The organism is Marinomonas sp. ATLA20 (assembly GCF_057180105.1).
Genome location: NZ_JBXUKU010000004.1, coordinates 50,418 through 74,801 on the forward strand (window position 1 = coordinate 50,418; position 24,384 = coordinate 74,801).

20 protein-coding genes and 1 tRNA gene are annotated in these 24,384 nt (G+C 40.4%); 17 read left to right on the forward strand and 4 right to left on the reverse strand.

Features of this window, described 5'->3' with window-relative positions; genetic code table 11:
- Window positions 1-76: 76 nt before the first annotated feature.
- From AC2A4J_RS08315 to AC2A4J_RS08325, 3 genes are all read left to right on the forward strand, one after another.
- The gene (locus AC2A4J_RS08315) at window positions 77-1,084 is read left to right on the forward strand and encodes a tryptophan--tRNA ligase (RefSeq protein ID WP_484175633.1); all 1,008 of its coding nucleotides are present in this window, start codon (window positions 77-79) and stop codon (window positions 1,082-1,084) included.
- An 11-nt stretch (window positions 1,085-1,095) separates the two neighbouring features.
- Window positions 1,096-1,959: a Tim44 domain-containing protein gene (locus tag AC2A4J_RS08320; protein WP_255825750.1), complete on the forward strand. Its 864-nt coding sequence runs from the start codon at window positions 1,096-1,098 to the stop codon at window positions 1,957-1,959.
- 105 nt (window positions 1,960-2,064) lie between these two features.
- A complete protein-coding gene (locus AC2A4J_RS08325; RefSeq protein ID WP_175404901.1) occupies window positions 2,065-2,574 on the forward strand; it encodes a chemotaxis protein CheW in 510 nt (169 codons plus the stop codon).
- 116 nt (window positions 2,575-2,690) lie between these two features.
- Here AC2A4J_RS08325 and AC2A4J_RS08330 read toward each other — a convergent pair whose 3' ends face one another.
- Complete coding sequence (locus AC2A4J_RS08330) at window positions 2,691-3,989, reverse strand: inosine/guanosine kinase (protein ID WP_484175634.1); 1,299 nt, start codon at window positions 3,987-3,989, stop codon at window positions 2,691-2,693.
- Between the two features lie 87 nt (window positions 3,990-4,076).
- Here AC2A4J_RS08330 and AC2A4J_RS08335 point away from each other — a divergent pair, with 87 nt between their 5' ends.
- Both AC2A4J_RS08335 and trxB read left to right on the forward strand, forming a co-directional pair.
- Window positions 4,077-4,847 carry a HesA/MoeB/ThiF family protein gene (locus AC2A4J_RS08335; protein ID WP_484175843.1) on the forward strand — a complete coding sequence of 257 codons (771 nt, stop codon included), beginning with the start codon at window positions 4,077-4,079 and terminating at the stop codon, window positions 4,845-4,847.
- A 127-nt stretch (window positions 4,848-4,974) separates the two neighbouring features.
- The gene (gene trxB, locus AC2A4J_RS08340) at window positions 4,975-5,928 is read left to right on the forward strand and encodes a thioredoxin-disulfide reductase (RefSeq protein ID WP_255825747.1); all 954 of its coding nucleotides are present in this window, start codon (window positions 4,975-4,977) and stop codon (window positions 5,926-5,928) included.
- Window positions 5,929-6,007: 79 nt separating this feature from the next.
- Here the strand turns inward: trxB and ppa are convergent, their stop codons facing one another.
- On the reverse strand, window positions 6,008-6,538 hold the full coding sequence (gene ppa, locus AC2A4J_RS08345; RefSeq protein WP_255825745.1) for an inorganic diphosphatase: 531 nt from the start codon (window positions 6,536-6,538) through the stop codon (window positions 6,008-6,010).
- Window positions 6,539-6,745: 207 nt separating this feature from the next.
- Between ppa and ihfB the strand changes: the two genes are divergently transcribed.
- The 5 genes from ihfB to AC2A4J_RS08370 all read left to right on the forward strand — a co-directional run bounded on the left by ihfB (window position 6,746) and on the right by AC2A4J_RS08370 (window position 9,864).
- A complete protein-coding gene (gene ihfB / locus AC2A4J_RS08350) occupies window positions 6,746-7,054 on the forward strand; it encodes an integration host factor subunit beta (RefSeq protein WP_255825744.1) in 309 nt (102 codons plus the stop codon).
- Window positions 7,055-7,128: 74 nt separating this feature from the next.
- Entirely contained in the window at window positions 7,129-7,452 is a 324-nt protein-coding gene (locus tag AC2A4J_RS08355; protein WP_255825742.1) for a LapA family protein, read from the forward strand.
- On the forward strand, window positions 7,449-8,636 hold the full coding sequence (gene lapB / locus AC2A4J_RS08360) for a lipopolysaccharide assembly protein LapB (protein WP_484175635.1): 1,188 nt from the start codon (window positions 7,449-7,451) through the stop codon (window positions 8,634-8,636). The genes AC2A4J_RS08355 and lapB overlap by 4 nt, the downstream gene beginning before the upstream one ends.
- 59 nt (window positions 8,637-8,695) lie before the next feature.
- On the forward strand, window positions 8,696-9,403 hold the full coding sequence (gene pyrF, locus AC2A4J_RS08365; RefSeq protein ID WP_484175636.1) for an orotidine-5'-phosphate decarboxylase: 708 nt from the start codon (window positions 8,696-8,698) through the stop codon (window positions 9,401-9,403).
- A 146-nt stretch (window positions 9,404-9,549) separates the two neighbouring features.
- Window positions 9,550-9,864 (forward strand): ComEA family DNA-binding protein, encoded by a 315-nt coding sequence (locus AC2A4J_RS08370; protein WP_255825739.1) that lies wholly within the window; start codon window positions 9,550-9,552, stop codon window positions 9,862-9,864.
- A 29-nt stretch (window positions 9,865-9,893) separates the two neighbouring features.
- On the opposite strand, the gene AC2A4J_RS08375 is transcribed toward AC2A4J_RS08370, so the two are convergent.
- Window positions 9,894-11,618, reverse strand: coding sequence for a SulP family inorganic anion transporter (locus AC2A4J_RS08375; RefSeq protein ID WP_484175637.1), 1,725 nt, complete (start codon window positions 11,616-11,618; stop codon window positions 9,894-9,896).
- A 272-nt stretch (window positions 11,619-11,890) separates the two neighbouring features.
- On the opposite strand from AC2A4J_RS08375, the gene uvrB reads away from it, so the two are divergent.
- The 7 genes from uvrB to AC2A4J_RS08410 all read left to right on the forward strand — a co-directional run bounded on the left by uvrB (window position 11,891) and on the right by AC2A4J_RS08410 (window position 23,700).
- Window positions 11,891-13,915: an excinuclease ABC subunit UvrB gene (gene uvrB, locus AC2A4J_RS08380; protein WP_255825737.1), complete on the forward strand. Its 2,025-nt coding sequence runs from the start codon at window positions 11,891-11,893 to the stop codon at window positions 13,913-13,915.
- 19 nt (window positions 13,916-13,934) lie between these two features.
- Entirely contained in the window at window positions 13,935-14,123 is a 189-nt protein-coding gene (locus tag AC2A4J_RS08385; RefSeq protein WP_113916509.1) for a hypothetical protein, read from the forward strand.
- An 82-nt stretch (window positions 14,124-14,205) separates the two neighbouring features.
- Window positions 14,206-14,282: transfer RNA gene (locus AC2A4J_RS08390), tRNA-Val, on the forward strand.
- Window positions 14,283-14,550: 268 nt separating this feature from the next.
- Window positions 14,551-16,134, forward strand: a complete 1,584-nt coding sequence (dptF, locus tag AC2A4J_RS08395; RefSeq protein ID WP_484175638.1) for a DNA phosphorothioation-dependent restriction protein DptF — start codon at window positions 14,551-14,553, stop codon at window positions 16,132-16,134.
- On the forward strand, window positions 16,134-17,489 hold the full coding sequence (dptG, locus tag AC2A4J_RS08400) for a DNA phosphorothioation-dependent restriction protein DptG (protein ID WP_484175639.1): 1,356 nt from the start codon (window positions 16,134-16,136) through the stop codon (window positions 17,487-17,489). Before dptF ends, dptG begins: the two co-directional genes overlap by 1 nt.
- A complete protein-coding gene (dptH, locus tag AC2A4J_RS08405) occupies window positions 17,470-22,602 on the forward strand; it encodes a DNA phosphorothioation-dependent restriction protein DptH (RefSeq protein WP_484175640.1) in 5,133 nt (1,710 codons plus the stop codon). Before dptG ends, dptH begins: the two co-directional genes overlap by 20 nt.
- Window positions 22,603-23,700 carry a PIN-like domain-containing protein gene (locus tag AC2A4J_RS08410; RefSeq protein ID WP_484175641.1) on the forward strand — a complete coding sequence of 366 codons (1,098 nt, stop codon included), beginning with the start codon at window positions 22,603-22,605 and terminating at the stop codon, window positions 23,698-23,700.
- 344 nt (window positions 23,701-24,044) lie between these two features.
- Here the strand turns inward: AC2A4J_RS08410 and dndE are convergent, their stop codons facing one another.
- Entirely contained in the window at window positions 24,045-24,383 is a 339-nt protein-coding gene (gene dndE, locus AC2A4J_RS08415) for a DNA sulfur modification protein DndE (protein ID WP_484175642.1), read from the reverse strand.
- Between the last annotated feature and the right edge of the window lies 1 nt (window position 24,384).

Consider the following 24,384-nt stretch of genomic DNA (forward strand, 5'->3'; position numbering starts at 1 on the left):
TGTTAGGGTAAGCGGCATTTCAACACTATAAAATTTCAAATTTCGACATTATGTAAAGTAGGAAAGAGTAGCAGCAATGGCAAAAGAAATTGTTTTAACCGGTGTTACCACCACAGGCACTCCACACCTAGGAAACTATGTGGGGGCAATTCGTCCTGCGATCGAAGCAAGCCGTCAAGAAAATACGGAATCTTACTTCTTTCTTGCGGACTATCATGCGTTGATCAAGTGTCAGGATCCAGAACGTGTGAAACAGTCTCGTTTAGAAATCGCGGCGACTTGGCTAGCGTGTGGCTTAGATACTGACAAAGCAACTTTCTACCGTCAATCTGATATTCCTGAAATCGCCGAGTTGAATTGGTTACTGACTTGTGTAACTGCAAAAGGTCTGATGAACCGCGCCCATGCTTATAAAGGCGCAGTGGACGAAAACCTTGCCAATGAGCAAGACCCAGATTTTGGTATTACCATGGGTTTGTTTTGCTACCCAGTATTAATGGCAGCGGATATTTTGGCGTTTAACGCGCATAAAGTGCCAGTTGGTCGTGACCAAATTCAACATATCGAAATGGCACGTGACATTGCGGGTCGTTTTAACCATTTATTTGGTGAGCACTTTGTATTGCCTGAAGCGGTTGTTGGTGAAGAAGGTTCTATTCTGAAAGGCTTAGACGGTCGTAAAATGAGTAAGAGCTACAACAATACGATTCCATTATTTGATACCGAAAAGAAACTGCAAAAAGGTATTAATAAGATCAAAACAAACTTGTTAGAACCAGGTGAAGTGAAAGACCCTGAAGATTCTGTTGTATTTGATATTTATAAAGCGTTCGCAACACCAGAACAAACAGCGCAAATGCGCCAGAATTATGCTGAAGGCATTGCATGGGGGGAAGCGAAGAAGGAACTTTTTGCTTTGGTTAATGGTCAACTATCTGAACCACGTGAAAAGTACTTAGAGTTAATTGCTAATCCCGCTCATGTAGAAGAAGTGTTACAAGCAGGCGCGGAAAAAGCACGTGCTCGTGCACGTGGACTGATTTCAGACTTACGCAATGCCGTTGGTTTGGTCAACTTTAAATAAAGGAGAGTTTTGTGAAAACAACAGTATTTGCCATGTTAATGGCATTTGTTTTGGCGATTGGTGCTGGCGGTTACAGTGCTGATGTCCAAGCGAAAAAGTTTGGTGGTGGTAAAAGCTTTGGTAAAAGTTTTTCTATATCCAAATCTAAAAGTACAACAGCGAATTCTTCTAGTACGACGAACGCTGCGGCTGGCGCTAAAAAACCTGGGTTTTTAGGTGGTATGGGCGGCGGTTTGTTAGGTGGCTTGTTAGCTGGTGGGATATTTGCTGCCTTGCTAGGAAGTGGTGCGTTTGATGGTATTTCTTTCGGCGATATCTTGCTGTTTGCTGTGATTGGTTTCTTGATCTACAAGTTCTTTATCGCACCAAAACGCCGTGCAGCACAGGCTCAAGCCAGTGGTGCAAATGGTATGTTCCGCGAAATGCCGAACTCAACACGCGACAATTTTCAGCCTTCGCCAATGTCTGGCATGAGTGGCTTTGGGGCTCACCCAGAGATCAAACTTCCACCAGGCTTTAACGAGCAGGCGTTTGTTGCTGAAGCAAAAAATCATTACATCACTCTGCAAAAAGCATGGGATGACAATAATTTTGATGAAATTCTTGATTATGTGAGCCCTGAGCTTTACAACCTTTTGGTTACTGAGCGCGCGACACATGGCGATAATAAACCTCGTACCGAAGTTATCTCTTTGATGGCTGAGCTTGTTCGTGGTGAGTATGTAGGCTCTATCGCTTCTATTTCTTTGCAGTTCTCTGGCTGGATCAAAGAAGGTGATCAGACTTCCGAAACCAATGAAATTTGGCATTTGGAAAAGAACATGTCTGATGCAAATGGAAATTGGACAATAGTTGGGATACAACAAGACAACTAATTGTTACTTAACTTTGCTCGTAGACTCATCACGGCTCGTTTAAACTAGACAAAGCTTGTGATGAGTTCTACATTAATCTTATTAAATTGAATATGGATGTGAGCCATGTCTGAATTAGCACCTATTAAAGAAAATGGGAAAGCCTTATCTGAATCGAATAAAGGCGAGTTGTTACAGTACTTAACTTTTAAACTGATTGACGAGACCTACGGTATTAACGTCATGCAGATTAAAGAAGTGCTACGTTATAGCGAAATCGCTCCGGTCCCAGGTGCGCCTTCTTATGTTTTAGGTATTGTTAATTTACGTGGTAACGTCGTGACCGTTGTTGACACTCGTGTTCGCTTTAGTTTGCCTGAGTGCACTATAACGGATGATACTCGTATCATTATCATTGAACATGATGGTGAGCAGGTAGGTTTGCTGGTTGATGCGGTACAAGAAGTATTCTATTTATACCAAGGCGAGATTGAGCAAAGCCCTAGCGTTGGTAACGATGAAGCATTGAAGTTCATTCAAGGTGTTTATCAGAAAGAAGAAGAGTTGGTTATTTTGCTTGAGCTTAACCGTATGTTTGAACGCAATGATGCACTTGGCATCGAAGCGATGAGTTAAGCGAGTAAATTCTTTTTGAGCGTCTCTTTTATTGAGTGAGCATAGAAAAAAACCATGTCGTTGAACATGGTTTTTTTATGTCTAAAATTTGTGTAGAAGAGAAAGTGTATTGAAGCTTACCTTTCCCAGTAAGCTTCTTCTAAGCTGTCTTCTCGCTCTGGCAATCCCTTCGATAAACGAGATGCATTTTGAGCAAGTATTTCGTAACTCACGCGGTTGGAGTATTTACAGATCTGTGCAAAAGAAGAGTAAGCCAAAAACGGTGCTAAATGCTTGCTAGAGTTTGGAATCACCTCTTTGTGAAAGTGGTTTGCCGAAATGTCATGTAGCAAGGCGGATAGGGCGCCATCACCCGCGCCATTGGTGTTGCGGATTTTTTCAGGCCCACCCATGTAAGGATCGATGTGAGAAAAGACTTTTACCGGTTGTTTACAGGCTTCTCGCAGCATTGGTCGGCTGAACTCCCAACGGTTGAAGTCGGCCAAGCTGCCAGATTTAATCGGATTGGTGGTTTCGCGTTTTAGCTCGTCATCGGTATGGCCGCATAAATACATGCCATCAGGACCTGCTGTCAGCAAAACAATATCAACATGATCTAGAATTGCACTGGCGGCTTGCAAAGGATCAGATAAGCCTGTTAATGCTTCGGCTTCCAGTTCGTTCATGGCTAAAACATTAACGTGTTTCTTGATGATCTCAAGTAATTCGTCTCTGTTTTCTTCTACTAGATGCTTGGTGCCTAATGTCAGAACCGTTGGGACCTGATTATTGTGAGCATATTCCAAGGCTTTTAGCATGGCTTTTTTGATAGGTTTGCCTTGATGGCGTAATGGGTAAGCACAAGTTACCAGTGCTGCCCCGCCAGCTATTATGTGCTCTGGGATGTGGTCTACATCCAGTTCATCCATGTCGCCAGGCGCAATAGCAAAGGTACGTTCGCCATCAGGTGTAATTAGCGTAATACCACGGCCAATATCACCAGGAACGCCTTGTAGGTGATTCATATCGACTTTGCTGCTGGTATGGCAGATATAATGGTAAGCTGGTGAGCCTAAGGTGATATTGGCTGACATAACGCCCAGTAGAACGGATTTATCATCGGCTAGCACGGAATAGTTGTGTATGGTGTTGCCAATAGTGCCACCGGCAAAATGATCTGAGATACTGTTTTGTGCCGTTAACTCGCTGTAAATAGCAGAGGCTGTGTCAGCGTCGACAAGATTTGATAAGCCTTTTTGGATGTTAAACGTTTCTAGAAATTGATCAGAGACATTGGCGACCACGTCGACGATGGTTTCATCCAAGCCAACGATGTAGGTGTCTTTATCGGGTCGAACTTCCGATGTAGGCAAAACCGGCTTGGGTTGAGAAACTGGAAAGTAATGTTTAAGTTTGCGTCTGCCTGGAAACTTCATATCGGTGCTCGTGGGTAAGATAGTAAAGCGAGTTTAGCAAAGAATTGACCAGTCGGGCAGGATGAGTAACAAGAAAGTAAGGTGAAAATGAACGAATTAGAGTTAGATCGTTATAGTCGTCAGTTATTATTGCCCAATTTTGATATTCAGGGGCAGCTCAATCTTGCCCAAGCAAAAGTGTTGGTTATTGGTTTAGGTGGGCTTGGCAATATTGCCGCTACTTATTTGGCAACGTCTGGTGTTGGTCATCTGACTTTGGCGGATGGCGATCAATTAGAAAGTAGTAATTTGCCACGCCAAGTGCTTTATGACGAGAGTCAGGTTGGTCTGAACAAGGTGGAAGCTGCTGCGAAGCAAATTGCTCTCAAAAATTCGGCGGTCAAAGTAGAGGTGATTACGCATAAATTGGCGGACGCTGCTTTACTAAAAGCGGTCGAGCAAGTGGACGTTATTTTGGACTGCACCGATAATTTCACCGCTAGGCAAGCTATCAATCGCGCGTGTTTGTCTCTTAAAAAACCATTGGTCAGTGCGGCTGCTATTCGTTGGGAAGGGCAGTTGGTGAGCTTTTTATATCATCAGCAATCTACACCTTGTTACGAGTGTTTGTATCCGTCATTGTCGGATCAGCAGCTCAGTTGCAACGAAAGTGGCATTGTCGCTCCTGTGGTGGGCTTGCTAGGCGTGTATCAGGCGCTTGAGGCGCTGAAGTTGGCTAGCGGCTGCGGGACAGTGAAACATGGCGTGCTGAGGTTATTTGATGGTTATGAAGGCAGTTGGCGTGAGATGCGTTTATCTCAGGACCCTGAATGCTTTGCCTGTGCAAATGAAAGCAGTAAGGCGCTTGAAAACTCATAGATAGTCCCTATTTTAGTAATTAATATTTTTCTCTAAGAATTTCAGCAGATTTTCGTTAGAATCCACCACAGACTTTTTAGCCGACCATTTTTGAGTCCGGCAAGCATTCATTTACAGGAGCAATAACATGAGCGATGTGAAACACGCTAAATTAATGATTTTAGGTTCTGGCCCAGCGGGTTACACAGCAGCTGTGTATGCGGCTCGTGCGAACCTTAATCCTGTGATGATTACAGGTATGCAAATGGGCGGTCAGTTGACTACGACCACCGAGGTTGATAACTGGCCAGGTGATGACCAAGGCGTACAAGGTCCAGAATTGATGGAGCGTATGCGCAAGCACGCTGAGCGCTTTGAAACAGAAATCATTTTTGACCACGTTAACAAAGTCGACTTAAAAAACCGTCCATTCCGTTTGGAAGGTGACAGCGGTGTTTACACTTGTGATGCTTTGATTATTTCTACTGGCGCAAGCGCTCAGTATCTTGGAATGGAAAGTGAGACAAAGTACATGGGCCAAGGTGTGTCTGCTTGTGCTACTTGTGACGGATTCTTCTATCGTAACCAAGATGTTGCTGTTATTGGTGGCGGTAATACCGCTGTTGAAGAAGCGCTTTACCTTGCTAACATCGCGAAAACCGTTACGGTTATTCACCGTCGTGACAAATTCCGCTCTGAAAAGATTCTATCTGACAAGTTGATGGAAAAAGCGAAAAACGGCAACGTGAAGATTGAATGGCATTCTGAGTTAGATGAAGTGCTAGGTGATAGCACAGGTGTAACGGGTGTTCGTATCAAGAATAGTCAAACAGGTGAGAAAAAAGAACTTGCGGTTGCTGGTTTGTTCGTTGCTATCGGTCACAAGCCGAATACTGACATTTTCCAAGGTCAGCTAGATATGAAAGATGGCTACTTGACGGTTCAGTCTGGTACACATGGTAATGCGACTCAAACTAGCGTTGAAGGTGTTTTTGCGGCGGGTGATGTGTCTGATCACATTTATCGTCAAGCAATCACTTCTGCGGGAACGGGTTGTATGGCGGCATTGGATGCAGAGCGCTTCTTAGATTCTCAAGACTAGGCTCAAAGGCTCTAAACAAAAAAACCGATCTCAGGATCGGTTTTTTTATATCTACAATAAAGCGTTTAGAACAAACGAATTACTGAGCGTTGTAAGCTTCGATGCCTTCAACGATGGCTTTTTTCGCTTCTTCAGCGTTCGCCCAACCTTCTACTTTTACCCACTTGCCTTTTTCAAGGGTTTTGTAGTTTTCGAAGAAATGTTCGATTTGATCACGTAGCAATTGTGGAATGTCGTTCACGTCTTGGATATGACCGTATTCTTTGCTTAGTTTCTCATGAGGAACGGCAACCAATTTAGCGTCCATGCCTGCTTCGTCAGACATGTTCAATACGCCAACAGGGCGGCAACGAATAACAGAGCCAGGAACAACTGGGTAAGGTGTGATAACTAGAACGTCAACTGGGTCGCCGTCGTCAGCCAATGTGTTGTTCACATAACCGTAGTTTGCTGGATAAAACATTGGCGCAGTCATGAAGCGATCCACAACAAGAGCGTCCATATCATGGTCCACTTCGTATTTTACTGGGTTCGCTTGAGCTGGGATTTCAATGATTACGTTGATGTCGTTTGGAGCATCTTTGCCGGCAGGGATCTTGTTATAGCTCATTTTATTTCTTCCAATGTGGTAAATATTGGCGATATTATAAAAGCTAGACAGCTTCTATGCTAGTTGTGGAAGCTGTCCATTCGTAATATTCTCTATTTCTTAGGAATTAAATACGTAAAAAGAGTCTTAAAATACGTTAACTTATTGCTTTCTTTCTGAATTTAGCTAGTCTTACAGTGTGATCAAATTATAGTCGCGAGGACAGTAATGACAAAATCTGAGCTGATAGAGCTACTAATCGATCAGCAATCTCATTTACCAGTGAAAGATGTGGAGCAAGCAATCAAAGCGATGCTTGAACATATGTCTGATTCTTTGGCAAATGGTGAGCGCATTGAGATACGAGGCTTTGGTAGTTTTTCTCTACATTATCGAGCACCTAGAATAGGGCGAAATCCTAAAACTGGGGAATCTGTTGAGTTGAGCGCAAAATATGTACCTCATTTCAAACCGGGTAAAGAGTTGAGAGAGCTAGTCAACTTACCTGAAGGTGATGAGATAAACGAACTTAACTAATTTACGTCTTATGCCTCGAAATCTATGAGCTATCACGGCATAATAACGCCATTATATTTTTGGTAGGTTGTTTTATGCTTAAATGGCTGAAAAGAGTTATCTACACTGTACTCGTTGTTTTCTTTCTCGCTGTGGGTGTGTTTTTTGCCATCCGTAATCCGCAACTTATTTCCCTTGATCTTGTTTTTTGGCAAGGCCCAGAATTAAGTGTCGCCCTCTACATTATTTTATCTTTTACCGTAGGGGCGTGTGTGGCTCTTTTGGTTAGTTCTGTTGCGTACTTACGCAGTGAGCGTCAGATCAGAGTGTTGACTCGCAAGTACGAAAAATCACGAGATGAAGTAGACGCCTTGCGTAAAGCCTCTATTGCGAAAGAGCTTTCTGTTGGGAAGGAGTGATTGAGTTGACCGAAGTTGGGTTATTTTTAGTTCTTTTTGTCGCGCTCTTTGTTGGCTGGGCAATGGGGCGTAAAAATCCAACTAAGAAAAATAAACAGGCGAAGAAAAGTATTCCAACGGATTACTTTCGTGGTCTTAATCACTTGCTCAACGATCAACATTCCGAGGCCATTGATGCCTTTGTTGATTCCTTAGAAGTCAATTCTGATACCTTTGATATTCACCTTACATTAGGAAATCTATTCCGTAAAAAAGGTGAAATACAAAAAGCCATCAATATTCATCAAAATCTACTTGCTCGTCCAGAGATATCACAGCGTGAAATGCGTATGGTGCAATTGGAGTTAGCCAGCGATTTTATGTCGGCAGGCCTTCTGGATAGGGCGGGTCGCTTGTTATTGAATATGGCGTCTACATCACGAAAAACAGAGTTTCAGCCAAAGATACTGTCTTTGCTGGTAGATCTGTATGAATTTGAGCAAAGTTGGGATAAGGCTATTCAAATAGGCTCTGAGTTAATTAAAGAGACTCCCACGAAAAAAGAAATTAAGCGCTTAGCGCATTTTCACTGTGAAATGGCAGAAGAGCTACACAAGAAAGAGCAATGGAAATCGGCATTCCAGAATTATAAAGAAGCCTTAGATGTCGACTCTAGCTGTATTCGTGCCAGTATTGGTGCGGCGGATGTTTTGAACAGTCAGGGTCGTTATCGTGATGCAATCAAAGAATTAAAGCACGCTGTTGAGCAAGATCCAGAATTTATTTCGATCATCATCCCTAAGCTAAAAGAGTGCTATCAAAAAGTGTGGGGCAGTGGCGGCTACATTAAGTTTTTGCAAGAACAGAACCAGAAGAAACCATCCACAGCATTGATAATGGCGCTGGTTCAGCATTACATGGAAACCGACAAAGACTATGCCGAAATGTTCTTGGTTGAGCAGCTAAGAAAACATCCTACGATTAAAGGTTTTAAAGAACTCATTAGCTTGCAGCTTGCTGATTCACATGGATACAACCAGCAGCATTTGGTGGTTCTATTTGAGCTTATTGATCAGTTGGTGCAAGCCAAACACAAATATCAATGCCGCCAGTGTGGCTTTCCGGGTCATCAATTACATTGGCAATGTCCAAGTTGTAAAAATTGGGGCGTTGTGAAGCCTATTCATGGGTTGGAAGGTGAATAAAGCCGCCAGAGCATTGTGACACTTATAAACGATAGAAACTGAAAGAAAGAGGACACTGAATGAGCTGCCAATCCCCTATAGTGGTTGCCTTAGATTACCCAACCATGGCGCAATCTATTGAGATGGCGAAACGACTTGACCCTAAACAGTGTCGAGTAAAAGTCGGCAAAGAGCTTTTTACGACATCAGGCCCTGTAATTTTAGATGAGCTACATAAACTGGGCTTTGATATATTTCTAGATCTGAAATTTCATGATATTCCAAACACAGTGGCGAACGCGGTCAGCGTGGCGGCAAAAGCCGGCGTTTGGATGGTAAACGTTCATGCGACGGGTGGTCGTCGAATGATGGAGGCCTCTGCTAATGCATTGCAGCAACTGCCTGATAATAAAACATTGTTGATCGCTGTGACGGTACTGACCAGTATGGATCAAGCGGATCTTTTAGAGATCGGTATCGATGCGACACCTGAGCAACATGTTAAACGTCTTGCGGCGTTGGCGAAATCGTCTGGAATGGACGGTGTGGTTTGTTCTGCTCAAGAATCCAGTATGCTTTCAACGGACTTAGGCAAAGACTTTGTTTTAGTTACGCCGGGAATTCGTCCAGCAGGATCTGATCAAGGTGATCAGAAACGCATTATGACACCTGCTGAAGCTATGGCGGCGGGCAGTCACTATCTCGTAATGGGGCGTCCTATTACGCAAGCTGCTGATCCTATTGCGATTTTAACAAAGGCTAATGCTGATTTAGGGGTGATGGTATAAATTGCCTCGCCTGAGTCTTGAAGTCTGACTAAAAAGCTTTTACTCTAAAACCACTTATCTGTTTCAATCTTGTTGATACGGTAAGTGGTTTTTTATTGGCAAGATGCCATCTTTTATCTTTAAAAGAATTTGAAAAGGAATTTTCTATGACGAATCTTAAGCGTATTTTCCGTGTTTGTGTTTCTCGCTCACTTCTAGCTGTCTCTCTGGCTTTTATGCCATTGTCACTTTTTGCTGCAACCCCTTTGGATATAAATACCGCAACAGCGGCCCAGTTTGCCGCTGTAATGTCTGGTGTTGGGGTTAAAAAAGCTGAAGCGATTATTGCTTATCGAGAGGCCAATGGTGGTTTTGATTCCATCGATCAATTGTCTCAAGTGAAGGGGATTGGCGATGTACTTTTAACTCGCAATCGCGATTTACTTCAAGTGTCGACAACGGTTGAAAGTTCAGCAAATTAGCTTTATTAAGACAATAGAAAACAAGCGGGTTAAATATCCGCTTGTTTTACTGTTAAGGCTTTCATCGCTTGATGCTGGGTTAAAAAGACTTGGCCACTCAGATTTTCTATTAGGCTTGAGCCTGTCAGTTTATCCATTACAGGGCCTTTGATTTCAGAAAAATGCAGCATGACGCCTGCGGATTTTAATCGGTCGGCAATGGTTTCTAAGCTGTCTAATGCACTGGCATCTATCATATTGACCGCATTGCACATAAGAATAAGGTGCTTAATGTCTTGGTGTTTAGATACTAGCGTTAATATGTAATCTTCTAGCACTCTAGCGTTGGCAAAAAATAAGTTCTCATCAATTCGAATGGTGGCGATCTCTGGGTCTGTCTCAACTTCAAAGCGCTTCACATTACGAAAATGTTCAGTACCCGGAAGGCGACCCACCACAGCAATATGTGGATGGCTCGTATGCCAGAGAAAGAACAATAATGACAAAGAAACCCCAACGATAATTCCTGTCTCCATACCAATAAAAAGTACGACAAAAAAAGTGGCTAATAAGCCGAGCGCTTCTTGTTTAGAAAAGCGATAGAGTCTTAAGAAGTCTTTAAAATCGATAAGCTGTAAAATAGAAATGGTAATGCTGCTTGCTAATACTGCAGTTGGCAAATAGTAAAAAAGCGGTGTAAAAAAGAGCAAGGTAACAAGCATGAGTAATCCGGTTAAGATGCCTGTCATTGGGGTTTTCGCCCCTGCGCTGACATTCACAACGGATCTTGAGAAACCACCAGTTACAGGGAAAGAAGCACTGAATGCCGCGCTTAAATTTGCTAAGCCCAATCCGACCAGTTCTTGGTTTGGATTAATGTCTTGTTTGCGCTTTGCTGCAAAAGATTGTGCAACAGAAACCGATCCTACAAAACCGACAATGCTAATTAAAAAAGCACCTGGTAATAGATCGATCATGGTCTCTGGCGTGAATTTTTCGAAAGGAATGGTCGGTAAGCGAGTGCTTATGTCGCCAACGATTTTGATACCAAGTGAGTCGAGAGAAAATAGCCCAACACAGCTCGTTGTGGCGACAACAACAACAACAGGGCCAGCTTTTCCAAGCATTTTTGCGGTATTTTCAGCTACCCCTAGTTTGCTAAGAATGGGGGTTAGGTAGCGTTTAAGCAGTAAGAGGAAAATGATTGAAATCGCACTTAGAGTAATAGTGGGTAGGTTGATGTCATTGATATGCAATATCATACTTTGGGCGAGCTCAATAAGGTTGTTGCCATGAGCTTGAACACCAATTAAATGCTTGAACTGCCCAACCGCAATCAAAATAGCAGAAGCGCTTATGAAACCAGAAATAACGGGATGACTGAGTAGGTTAGACAAGAAGCCCATTTTCAACAGGCTCATTAGTATCAAAAATACACCGGATAAAAATGCCAGCATCATGGCGATAGCGGCATAGTTTTCGCTTCCTGGTAACGCGAATGGCATGGCAATGGTTGCCGTCATCATTGAAGTGACGGCAACCGGTCCTACAGCGAGAGTGCGGCTAGTACCAAAAAGAGAATACAGAATAGAGGGGATGATGCCAGCGTATAAGCCAACGACAGCGGGTAGCCCTGCAAGTAACGCGTAACCCATGCTCTGTGGGATTAATAGGATGGTTGCAATGAAGCTGGCCATCGCATCCGTTTGCATATCTTCTCGTGAATAGCCTTTTAGCCAAGCCATTGCTGGAAAGTATTTTTCCAATTTAGTCATATAACTCGCTTAAACAATATCTTGATTGAGTGAATGGTCGTCATGACTCATAAGAGCGTAAAACTGATTTTCTGATGCAAATAATTTATTTTGTTATAAGAATATCTCTTTATGTTATATGTGGTGGCGGAATTGGTAAAGCTGAATATCGATGGTTTTTCTAGTAAAGAGGGAGCTTTGCATCAAGTTATTATGAATGATGGAAATACCAGACGTCTCTAGCAAAATTTGTTAATCTATTGAGTCGATTGTAAAGCTAAGGGAAGATATCCGTGTCGCACGAGTTTCAGGTTGTTTCATCTTATTCACCCGCAGGCGATCAGCCTAAAGCCATTGAGAAACTTGTTAGTGGAGTCGAGTCGGGCTTGGCTCATCAAACCTTACTTGGGGTAACTGGCTCAGGTAAAACGTACACCATTGCCAATGTGATCTCGCAAGTAAAACGTCCAACTATTGTTATGGCGCATAACAAAACTTTGGCGGCACAGCTTTACGGCGAATTCAAAGAATTCTTTCCTAATAATGCCGTAGAATATTTTGTGTCTTACTACGATTATTACCAGCCAGAAGCTTACGTGGCAGCGTCTGATACCTTTATCGAAAAAGACGCCTCAGTCAATGAGCACATTGAGCAAATGCGCCTATCGGCGACTAAAGCCTTATTAGAGCGTGAAGACGTTATTATCGTTGCCACCGTGTCGGCGATCTATGGTTTGGGTGACCCGCAATCTTATTTAAAGATGATGCTGCACCTTGATCGTGGCGATCGCATTGATCAACGAGATGTATTGCGTCGTTTGGCAGAACTGCAATACAGCCGCAACGATTTGGTATTAGAGCGCGGTAACTTTCGTGTGCGTGGTGATGTGATTGAGGTGTTCCCAGCGGACTCGGAAGACACGGCGATTCGTATCGAACTATTTGATGACGAAGTCGAAACTTTGTCGATGATTGATCCGTTAACCAACAAGACCATTCGCAAAGTGCCTCGAGTGACGATTTACCCGAAAACGCACTACGTGACACCAAAAGAAACCGTACAAGCGGCGATTGAACGCATTAAAGTGGAATTGGATCAGCGCCTTGAACAGCTAAAATCACTGAACAAATTAGTGGAAATGCAACGCCTTGATCAGCGTACGCGATACGATTTAGAAATGATGCAAGAGCTTGGCTACTGCAACGGCATCGAAAACTATTCGCGCTACTTATCGGGTCGAGAAGAAGGTTCACCACCGCCAACATTATTTGATTATTTACCAGCGAATGCCTTGTTGGTAATCGATGAATCCCACGTTACCGTGTCGCAGATTGGCGCCATGTACAAAGGTGACAGATCACGTAAAGAGAACCTTGTTGAATATGGCTTCCGATTGCCTTCTGCTCTGGATAATCGTCCTATGCGATTCGAAGAATGGGAGCAGATTAAACCGCAAACTATCTTTGTTTCAGCCACACCGGGCAAATACGAAGAAGAGCATCAAGACTGGGTAGTTGAGCAAATTGTTCGTCCGACTGGCTTGATAGATCCAATTCTAGAAGTTCGACCTGTGGCGACTCAGGTGGACGACTTGTTGTCTGAAATTAATCTACGAACACCGATTGGTGAGCGCGTTCTGGTGACGACGCTAACTAAACGCATGGCGGAAGATTTAAGTGACTACTTGAGTGATCATGGCGTTCGTGTGCGTTATTTACATTCTGATATTGATACCGTTGAGCGCGTAGAGATTATTCGAGATCTGCGTCTTGGTGAGTTTGATGTCTTAGTCGGGATCAACTTATTGCGAGAAGGTTTGGATATTCCAGAAGTCAGCCTAGTGGCGATTCTTGATGCTGATAAAGAAGGCTTCTTACGCTCGGAAAAATCACTTATTCAGACCATTGGTCGTGCTGCCCGTAACGTTAATGGTAAAGCCATTTTGTATGCAGACCGCATTACTGGTTCTATGGATCGGGCGATTAGCGAAACGAATCGACGTCGAGAAAAACAGCAAGCTCACAACGAAGAGCATGGCATTACGCCAACAGGCATTACTAAATCTGTCGAAGACATCATGGAAGGGGCGTACAACCCAGGAGCGGGCAAGCGCGGCAGCAAAACCAAGAAAGTGGCCGAGACAGCAAAAGATTACCAAGTGGAAAGCATGGAAGACGTTGCTCAAGTGCGCAAAGCTATGATTCAGCTGCAAAAAGAAATGATGCTGGCATCGGAAGAGTTGAAGTTTGAATTGGCGGCAGGTTACCGTGACCAAATTCGTCAACTACAGAAAAAACTAAAAGACGTTGGTGAATGATAGAAGGCAGGAGATAAGCGTGGCGATTACCTTAAGAAATTACAACATTATCCGTGTTATTGACAACGGCGTTATCGTCAACTGCACCGTGATTGAAATGTGCTACGACTACGCGCTGGTAAGATTTAAAGACAAAAAATACAAAGTACCGTACGGATTAATTGATGAAGTGATTGGCCACGAATTGCTTGTTCCTGTTAATGAATAATGGTTTGAAAACAAAGGCTTCAAAAAGTTTGTGCTAGGGCTTGTCAAAAGCCAGCCTCTGCGTATAATAGCCAACACTTTTTAGGACTATAGCTCAGTTGGTTAGAGCGCTACCTTGACATGGTAGAGGTCGGCGATTCGAATTCGCCTAGTCCTACCAAAATTTATACTTACTGCTCAGTAAGTTACGAAAGCCGGACCCAGTGTTCGGCTTTTTTGTATCTGAATTTGGCCCATTTTTGTCCCACCTTTGGCCCATTTATGTCCCATGCCCCTTAAAAGTAGCATAATGAGTGACCTTTACAGTATAGTTGGTCATGATTGTTTTTGTTTAGTTGGTGCAGAATTTCTATTTGTATCGCTATATCTATAAGAAGATGATTAAGATAATACCTACTTTAAATCAAATTTTTGTTTAAAGGCTCTATATGGATTTTAATAGTCTTTTAAGTACGCTATCTCGTTCTTCTGCTCAAGCTGTTTCAACTTTGTCTAAAGCATCAGGTGAAATTGAAGAGTTCAAGAGTTATCTCTATGTTGAAACTGAAATAGAGAGAAAACTCATAGAAACACTTGAATCTAACGGTGACGCTAAAAAAATAATTTTTTTATGTGGCTCAAGCGGTGATGGTAAGTCTGAATTATTGCGTCGTAATTATGCAAATTACTCTTCAGCTTATAAGTTTCACTTAGATGCGACCCATAGTTTTAAACCCGACCAAAGTGCAATTGAAGCGTTAGATGAATTATTTGATCATCATCAATTAGCAGGTATGCCTCTTATTGTAGGTATAAATATTGGTATGATGTTTAACTACTACAACTCTGGTGCTGAGCGTCATAATGGTGTGAAAGATGCGATTGGTCAGTTTATAGCTGGTCAACGTGAAGTCGGCCAGTATTCTTTTTTAAGTTTTGAAGATTATCCAAAGTTTAGCTTAAAAGAGGGTGAAGTAGGTTCTTCTTTCGTTAAGCAGTTATTTTCTAAAGTCACTTCAGCTTCAATGGATAATCCACTTTATCGAGCTTACCTAAACGACGTCGATAAACATCATAAACTAATCTTTCAAAACTACCGAATTCTTCAAGAAAAAAGTGTTCAAGAGCTTGTAATAAAACTCTTGTTGCATGCTAGATTGAAATTCGATCAGTTTTTTTCCTCTCGATCATTACTCGATTTTATCTATCATCTTATCGCTGGTGGTTCATCGATTTTCGATAATTTCTTTGCATCCACGACTAGCGGGTTAGCATCAACGTTTACGTCTTTTGACCCATGTTTAACTCGATCTAAACGAGTCGATGAGTTTGTGGTTCAACAGTCGCTCAAAGTGGAGGATGTTCACTTTGAGGCTTTTAAAATAGCCTTTATAGAACTTTATCAAACAGGTTTCGAAGTCTATTCGGCCTCAACATGGGTGCGTGCGTTTTACCTTTTGGGTGATGTAGATATAGGTAATAATTATCATCACGGTTTTGCTCAGGATTTTAGTCAGCCAATTTTTGATGAATACATCCGAGTATGGCAGTTACACAATTCTAATGCTGATCCTAAAGTGTTACGCGAATTTTATGATAAGACTCTTATCGCCAGTTTAATTAAATTTGCAAATCGATTAGTACCAAAAACCGTTACTAATGGTATTTATATTGGAGAGCGTAATGGCGTTTTTTTATCTGCAGATGTAAAAATTAGGCTTGATACCAAACGGGTTGCATCAGCCAATGATGGTAGGATTCATTTCTTTAATGCAACAGTTAAAGTAGATGACAAGACGATACAAGCTTTCCCTGTAAACATTTCTTTTCTGGAGTTAGCTGAAAGGATTTTGGGGGGATATCGGCCTAACCGACATGATAAAAACTCAGTCGTTATTTTAGAAGAAGTTTTAGAAGAGATTGTAAGTATTTCTGGGCAAACTGATACGCTTCACTTCCATATTATCAATAATAGTGCTCATTGGTCGTTAACTCAGGAAGAAGACGAATATATTGTAGAGGCACTGCACTAATGAGTATTCAAGAAAATTTATTAGCTCTTCGAGGGCAAGCTATCAAAGATAGAAATTTCGTAAATTACTATCTAACATTTCGTCAGCAGCGTAGTAATAGAATAAGCGATATAGACTCATTGTCAATTTCAGGGTATTTGATTTCTATTGCTACTGGGAGAAATATAAAGCCAAAAAGAAGCCTCACTCACTTTATTGAGGCATGTCAAAAAAGGTTAAGTAGTAAAATTGGTAATGAGCAATTTGAAAGTCTCCTAAGTAAAATGTATTTTGAAAATGATGCTAAGGGTCTTTATCAGTCATCTCCCAACTTCCTTTTGTTTAAAAATCATATTGAAGGGTCAGTGAACACAAAGCATGTAAGTTCAGTTCTAGGAAGTATGATAGATGAGCATACACGTAAATTGAGCATCACTTCTCAAGGTTGCAATTTTTTAGAGTCGGAGCTTTTAGATGAATTGTCGAACTTTTTAATTGAAAAGCATTATGTTAGTAACGTAGAAAATTACCTTCCGTTTCTATCTGATGTTTTCTCAAAAGATTTTGAGTTCTTATGCCGCTATCCGAACTATTTTATGCAAAATACAACTGCGTTTTTAAGCTTATATAACTTTCTATACAGTTCTCAGCTAGCATTAAATATACGTAATTGGCGCTTGTTGCCTAGCAGCAAGCCATTATTCTTCATTCTTGATACAGAGCGAGCAAGTAGTGAGCGAACGAATGTTCGTGATGCACTACCTTCGTTACTAGACAGGGTAGCTGATCTATTTCCAACTTTATCCGCTTTGGAATACCTCAATCAGCCAGATGCAAAAGACCCTGATACTTTAAGTAAATATCCTTTGTGGCGTTTTTATGAGTATCTTTTAAATTGTGAACCCGATGAGCAATCTGAGTATCTTGAAGTGTTGGTCTTATTTCTAAATGCCTATCGAGGTGCTAGGAAAAGAGAACAATTGGCCAATACCCCTGCAAGCATAGAAGAAACCTTCGAAGCAATTATCAAAACAGCGGAGGAAGTTTTTTCCCAGCCTCGCTCGAATCAATTAACTGTTAACAAAAAAGTGGTTTTAGCTTTTGAAAATGAAGTCGCTAGACATTTTATCCAGAACCGTCGGAGAGGTGGCCGAGTCTTAATAATGAATCAAGACTATTTGCTTATGCTTACTAATATAGCTATTGGCAATGAAGAAAAAATTCAGTTACAGCAATTGGTTGAAGAGTTCAAAAAGCGTGGTGTATGGTTTGATCAACAATCTCAGCAGGCCTTAATAGAGTTTTACGAGCGAGTAGGAAATCTCGATCGCATGAGTGACAGTGGAGATGCAGTCTATGTCCGAAAAACAATTTGAGAATTTTTTAGTTGAAAACCTAAAGACATGGCTAAAAGGTAAGGCCTCAGCAGGTGAACGATTTCAATTTCGTTCAATTGACCCTGATAATACTTTAAAACTACTCTCCGCACTTCATAGTCTTGCTAGTGGGCACATTTATGATAATGAACAAAAATTATCGTATCTACTGATTGATGATGTGAAGGTGATTATTGCGGGTCATGCTGAAGTAGGCACAGTTGATCAAGGCTGCTACTCAGAAAATTATTTGGCAAAGCTAAGAGATAGTGTTGTCGATGATTCAAACAGTTTAGTTATGGTCCACAACAGCTCGCTCGACACAATTACTAATAGTACCTTGGATCTTGCGCAAGTTGGGGCTATTTGGTCGGTAGAATCCATAAAAGAACGTCTCTATAGTTTAATTGACGACGAATCTGACAATCACATTACCTCTCGATGTTTGCTAGATATTCAATCAAAAATGATTGCTTCAGATAACGCAAGTATTTTTGGCTACCGTAGTTTGTATGAGTCAATGATAGATGGTGAACTTCGTTTTGATGAATTAGGTCTATTTAATGATCCTGTTCTTACGCAGAATTGGCAAAGTAGTAGTGAAAATCTCAATAAGAACCAGGTTGAGCGACGCATTGAAGAAAACAAAAAATTGAGAGCAGAAATCGAGTTTGAAATAGAGCATTATCCGGCAGAATTAGAAGATAGAATGACTCTGTTTGGTAGTAGCTTCATAAAGAAAAATTTTATCGATTCTGAAAATTGGAAAGAGTTGTCTTTTGATCAATATAGCGCAGAGATCGACAAGCAAAAAAAGCAAAATTTAGAGTTTGACCAATTTGAATGTGAAGATTGCTCTCTGGAATATCGAAGTAAAAAAGAAGCTGGATCTGGCTTACGTGATGTTCATCTACTTATACAAACACCTATTGGAACTAACAAGTTCGAATTTGATATTAAGTTTTCAGGCGATACTACACAAAAGCAAGAGTTTGAAATACAGCCAAAAAAAATAGTAGACTCGATTGAATTAATTCATCGCCCAAGATCTAAAAAGACAACTCTAACAGTAATTGGTCAGACTTCAGAGCAACCAATTTTTTTCACTATTAGTTTAAAGCGGCAATTAAGTGCAGAAAACTATAAATTCCATTGCGTGGTACTACCTAAATCCGCATTTTATTTGGACGATGTATTTAATCAATTTCTTGTAAGAACGTCTAAAGGCGGTGCATTAATTCTACAAGCTGAACAACAAACGTTGAAGGTTAGTGCAGATGTATTCGAGCAGCACAGTTTACAGGATAGTGGTGAGCTAATAGACGTAAATACTATAGGTATAGTTAATTTTCAGCAGCTTTACGACGAATCCGATGAGGTTCGATTTACTTTAAAAAATGGCGCTTCACAGCTACAAGTAATAGTAGAAGGAGAATCAGCGAAAGAGCCACTAATTCTTCCATTATTTATGGATGTCCGTCGTACTAAAAAGTTATTCCATGATGATTACTTTGCTTCATATAAGTCATCTAAAGATTCTGTAATCCTTGATAATCAGGAAACTAAGCAGCTCTTTTTAAGACAGCAATTACTTAAAGCTGAGTGGTCTGTCATTGACCAGGAGGTCATTGATTGGAATGGTGAAACTCAAACGGGGACCTCAATCGTTGAGCTTGAACAACATGGACTTACAGACCTCTATCAACATTACTCTGCTTTTTTGAAGTTTTTTAAAGAAGGCAAACGCAAAACCTTGCCGTCTTTGGAAGGGTGGGGGCCAAAAGCTGTACTGCTTGGTCAAAATTATATTTATGCTTATTTGGATTATGTCGAGTCTCTTCCAGTAGATAGTAATCTTGATGACACGGCAAAGCTGGTAATGAGAATTGGTACAGCTAATCTAAAAGACCCTTTAGATGGTCGCATTAAGCAGTACCTCATGCCATTTCATCCTCTGGTACTTTCTTACACCCTTCACTTAATAGAAAGTATTTTGATGGATGGTGAAGATCTAAGCTTTAAAACGCTTGCGCCTGTAACCCTTAAAAGGCTCAATGCTCGCGGCCTAGTGCCGCATTTATTTGATCACAGCCAAGGGTATAGCTATACACAGGTCGTTGATGAAAATCCTATGTGGATTGAAATCGTTCCACGCGAAGAAAGTAGCTTTGATTATATTACTAAGCTGGTTAAGACCAAGATTGAAGAGTTTACAAGTACCTTTAAACAGCTTTTTAGTACGGTGCCGACAGCGCCGATTTTAGTCAATTCAGTTAATAACGCTGATAATCGCGAGCTTTTTGAAGGCATTCTTGCTTATTACATGGAGTATTTAGAAGATGCCCGTTATATACAGGTTAACTTGTATGACGATGACGAGTTAGAAACAGAGTTTGATATCTTTGCAGAAATGGGAAGCTATGATGATATCAAAGAGAGGTATGGACTAGAAAAGGGTGCTGCTAAGCGTAATACCGATACGATTGTAGATGTATTAAGAACTCGTTTATCGTTTAGTAAATACCAACATCAGAATGTCACTGAACAAGATTATGCGCACCTAACTTTCTTTAAGAATAATCAGGTTGTAGATGCACGAGATAATAACATTGATAAGCATATCAGCAGTGTTGCTTGTGGAGGCTTGTTAAACGGTGAATCATCTCGTTCTGAAAACAATAATGCTTATTTTACAGCCTTTGGTTTAAAAGGTGTCGATTATGATGATAAACCGCATTTGAAAATAGCTCGATATTTTGGACTTCTATGGCGTCCTGCTCATCGAAGTAATGACAGTTATCACGAGCGTTCTGCAATTAGTTTAGCGGTAAGCGATAAAGTAAAAACACAGTTAGAGCGTTCTTACGATAGTTCTGTATGGACAACTATTATTGATCCAAAAGTGACACTCGATTTCTTTCAATCAAGCCAAGATGTCATTCTCATTCATTACTCAGACCAATATACAAGTTCATCGGGATATGATGCGATCACAGTGACCAAACAATCACAGCTTTATAAAAACGTATTAGGTGCAAAGGGGGAAAGTCTAATACGTGAATTTAATGCTTTCAATGGCGAGTGGCTGTTGCAAATGGTAAATGATGAAGTCACAGAAAAGTTGGGTAAGAAAGGGGTTATTGCTTCCTATAAAGTGGTCAATGCCATGCTGTCCCAGTCTGATATCTGTTGGGTGCCATTATCTGTTGCTGAAATGATTCGGGTAGCGGGGAACATAGGCTTAGCGATGTCAGATTCAGACTTTGCACGTCATAATTCGGGTATTAAAAAAGGCGCTATATCAGACGATATACTCTTTGCCGGCTTCAAAGGGGACTCTTTGTACTTACTACCGGTTGAGGCCAAAGCAGGGAGTCGTCCGAATTATGACAAAGCCAGAGAGCAGGCACTAGAGCTTAAACGTTATATGGAAGAAATGCTTGGACAGCAAAACCTAGCAGGTAAGCTGTATCGTGGGTTATTCGTAAGACAGGTGTTGCTCCAAGTGGAAAAGTACCAGCTTTATAAAGTATTTGAAGACAACTACTTTAATCCGTTTGAAGAAGATCGGGTAGTTTGGTTGGAAGGGGACTATCAAATAGGACAATTGGCTAATTATCCATCTGGAATTGTAGTTGCTCACAATAACTCAGACAGTTGTTTATCTGAACGATACGAGGTTAAGCACACAGTACTCGAACATATTTCAGGTGATGTTCTAGAGATTGATATTCCGTTTTTTAGGATGGACAATTTGGTGCACAGTGCATATCAAGAGTTAGAAAATAAGATAGTAAACGAAAACCTATTGTGTGTTCCTGAAGAGTATATGCTCAAGCCTAATATGGAAAGGGAATTGGCAAAAGAATCGATACAGACTGCGGATGCTATGGACGACATAATAGGTGAGAAAGATACTCCGCATATTTCAGCTTCTGAGCTAAAAACTGAAGCTATTTTTAATTACGAAATGGATGCAATCGCTAATGATCCGCTAAAAATTACATTTGGAACAGATATCGCAACTCAAACACCAGTGATTTGGGAGCCCACCAATACTGAGAAACTTTTTAACACTAATACAGGTATTATCGGAACGATGGGGACAGGTAAAACCCAATTTACCAAATCTGTAGTTACGCAGTTAGTACGTAATCAGCACAAGAATGTTGGTGGAAAGCCTTTTGGTATTCTGATTTTCGATTATAAAGCTGATTATGTAAAAGACGACTTTGTAGAGGCGACAGGGGCTAAGGTTTATGATCTTTTCCATTTACCCTTCAATCCATTTGCAATATTCGGAAGCAGACCCATGCAACCCATGCATACAGCCAACCTGTTTCGTACAACCGTTTCTAAAGCTTTTAACTTAGGCACCAAGCAACAAAATAAAGTGCGTACGCTCGTGACTGATGCATACGAGGCTGCTGGTATTAAGGCCCAAGATAAAACGACGTGGGGAAAACTTGCGCCGACGTTAGCTGATGTTTGGTCTGTGTTTCAAAGTCAAGAAAAGGTCGAGCAAGATTCCCTCTATGCTGCATTGGATGACCTCATTAGCTTTGAGATTTTTGAGCCTGATAGCAGCAAAACACAGTCGTTGTATGACTTAATAGATGGCGTTACCGTAATTAATCTATCTGGCTATGATGAAAGTATACAAAATCTGGTTGTGGCGCTAACACTAGACCTGTTCTATACGCAAATGCATCAGCATGGTAGCTCCGTACTTGATGGTGAGTACCGTCAAATATCTAAGATGATCTTGGTAGATGAAGCTGATAACTTTATGTCCCAAGACTTCGATAGCCTGAAGAAAATTCTTAAAGAAGGCCGTGAGTTTGGGGTGGGAACTATCTTATCAACTCAAGAACTGACTCACTTTAAAACAGGTGACAATGACTATTCCACATTAATACTCTCATGGATTATTCATCAAGTGGCAAATATAAAATCACAAGAAATAAAAGCTATTTTCAACACACAGAATAAACAAGATGAAGAAGGGTTTATGTCTGAGATACGTAAGCTGGAGAAACACTGTAGCTTATGCGTAGATGGAAAAAAGAAAGTGTCTAAGATTAAAGATTTAGCATTTTGGGAGTTGTTTTAAATGGATGATATTTTTTCTTCTTATTCTGAGAGTTATGGTAATAATATAGATTTAAAAAAAGATTTTGTTGTAACTTACGACACAAGCACTTTACTTGATCTCTATAGATTTTCTGATGAGGCTAGGGAGGATGTCTTAGCATTTTACTCAAAGATTGATAAGAAAATCGGTCATTTTCTAACTAATCATGTTGCTCTAGAGTTTAGTCGTAACAAAGATAAGACAAAAAATGATTCAGAAGAAAAACTAAATGATATACGGTCTAAGTTTAATACATTCAAAAAAAGTTTGAAGAATGTTTCCAAAGTTGGTTCGTATAACACACCAATACATGATGTTTCAAAAGAGATTTCTCCTATTCTTGATGATATAGAAAGATTAATTCCTAAAGGCTTTAATAATAAAAATAGATTTGATGATCTTTATGATAGAGTTTCAAAGATTTTTAGTAGTAAAGTTTCAGAGCCCTACTCTAATGATATGCTTTTAAAAGTTTTAATTGAAGGTGAGAGGCGTTATTCATTGGGTAATATTCCTCCAGGCTATAAAGATGTAAAGAAAGATCAATATTTTAGTCTTTATGGTTATCCTGTAGAGAATAAGTATGGCGATTTTTTGATTTGGAAACAATTAATAGATTATTCAGCAAAAGAAAATAAGAATATAGTTTTGATATCTTCTGATAAAAAAGAGGACTGGATAGAAGGAAGACGAATTAGACCAGACCTTGCGCTTGAATTTAAAAATAGAACAGGGATGAATATTTATTTATTCACATTAGGTGAGTTTGTAAGTAAGTTCAAAGGTAGCTTGCATGAAAGTTTATCGAGTCGAACAAGTGTTGAACTTGCTGATATCGAGAAAGGTTATGATAGTTGGTTTGATGAGGTGGTTAATGCCTTTGAAAATATAGGTGGGGTTGTTAAATTACAACGTATTTATGATTATATAGAAAAAAATACATCGAGAAATCTTCCTATAACATGGAACTCTATTGTAAGAAGGACTATTTATAATCATTCATCAGATGTAGATGCATATCTAGGTAAGAAAGATGTATTTGAAAAAGTTTCTGATGGAAAATGGAAACTTAGGTGATTTTTTTATTTCCATTAAATAGCTATAATGATTTGTTTTTAGATGATTTTGATTTTGATTTTGATTTGACTTTGTCTGTATCTATTATGGAGAAATATTTTTCTATAATAAAAAAATATAAAGAAAGTAAGATTAAATAAAATTAGATTAAATGTTTTTATGTCTTATACTATTCAGAAAAGCATCCATCTTTAAATGATATGGAAATTGTTGATTTTTTAGAGGTTGCTATAAAAGAATATGTTTCTACACATGAGACGACAGAAGTTAAGGCATTAGGTTCTACTATATTTAAAAAGATTTTCGAAGAAAGATTAGAAAGAGATTTTATTGTAAAATGAAAGTCACCTTACAATTTCAGTTATTTTGGACTTAGATTCTACTAACAAAGCTCCATCATCAATATGACTCGCCCAGGCCTTGTAATAATCTTTCTCATCAAGGTTTGGGTACTTTTGTTTTAGTAGCATTTCCACTAAATTTACGTGGTCGCCTAGCCATGTGTATTTATCCAACTCACGCTGTTTAAGCTCAATCTCTTCGCCTTGCCAAGTATGTCCACTCTCAATCGATGAAAAAAATGCCAAGCGCGCACCAATGTTTACTGTTAATCCTGTGTTGTTCTGCAGGCGGCGTAATGATGTAAAGGCTCTGTCGGAGATTTTCATTTTCTGTGGCAACATG

Excerpts from the sequence above, each read along its gene's own strand:
- AC2A4J_RS08315 (WP_484175633.1), top strand. The coding sequence starts at position 77 with ATGGCAAAAGAAATTGTTTTAACCGGTGTTACCACCACAGGCACTCCA.
- AC2A4J_RS08325 (WP_175404901.1), top strand. The coding sequence starts at position 2,065 with ATGTCTGAATTAGCACCTATTAAAGAAAATGGGAAAGCCTTATCTGAA.
- AC2A4J_RS08330 (WP_484175634.1), bottom strand. The coding sequence starts at position 3,989 with ATGAAGTTTCCAGGCAGACGCAAACTTAAACATTACTTTCCAGTTTCT.
- AC2A4J_RS08335 (WP_484175843.1), top strand. The coding sequence starts at position 4,077 with ATGAACGAATTAGAGTTAGATCGTTATAGTCGTCAGTTATTATTGCCC.
- trxB (WP_255825747.1), top strand. The coding sequence starts at position 4,975 with ATGAGCGATGTGAAACACGCTAAATTAATGATTTTAGGTTCTGGCCCA.
- ppa (WP_255825745.1), bottom strand. The coding sequence starts at position 6,538 with ATGAGCTATAACAAGATCCCTGCCGGCAAAGATGCTCCAAACGACATC.
- ihfB (WP_255825744.1), top strand. The coding sequence starts at position 6,746 with ATGACAAAATCTGAGCTGATAGAGCTACTAATCGATCAGCAATCTCAT.
- AC2A4J_RS08355 (WP_255825742.1), top strand. The coding sequence starts at position 7,129 with ATGCTTAAATGGCTGAAAAGAGTTATCTACACTGTACTCGTTGTTTTC.
- pyrF (WP_484175636.1), top strand. The coding sequence starts at position 8,696 with ATGAGCTGCCAATCCCCTATAGTGGTTGCCTTAGATTACCCAACCATG.
- AC2A4J_RS08370 (WP_255825739.1), top strand. The coding sequence starts at position 9,550 with ATGACGAATCTTAAGCGTATTTTCCGTGTTTGTGTTTCTCGCTCACTT.
- AC2A4J_RS08375 (WP_484175637.1), bottom strand. The coding sequence starts at position 11,618 with ATGACTAAATTGGAAAAATACTTTCCAGCAATGGCTTGGCTAAAAGGC.
- dptF (WP_484175638.1), top strand. The coding sequence starts at position 14,551 with ATGGATTTTAATAGTCTTTTAAGTACGCTATCTCGTTCTTCTGCTCAA.
- dptG (WP_484175639.1), top strand. The coding sequence starts at position 16,134 with ATGAGTATTCAAGAAAATTTATTAGCTCTTCGAGGGCAAGCTATCAAA.
- dptH (WP_484175640.1), top strand. The coding sequence starts at position 17,470 with ATGTCCGAAAAACAATTTGAGAATTTTTTAGTTGAAAACCTAAAGACA.
- AC2A4J_RS08410 (WP_484175641.1), top strand. The coding sequence starts at position 22,603 with ATGGATGATATTTTTTCTTCTTATTCTGAGAGTTATGGTAATAATATA.
- dndE (WP_484175642.1), bottom strand. The coding sequence starts at position 24,383 with ATGTTGCCACAGAAAATGAAAATCTCCGACAGAGCCTTTACATCATTA.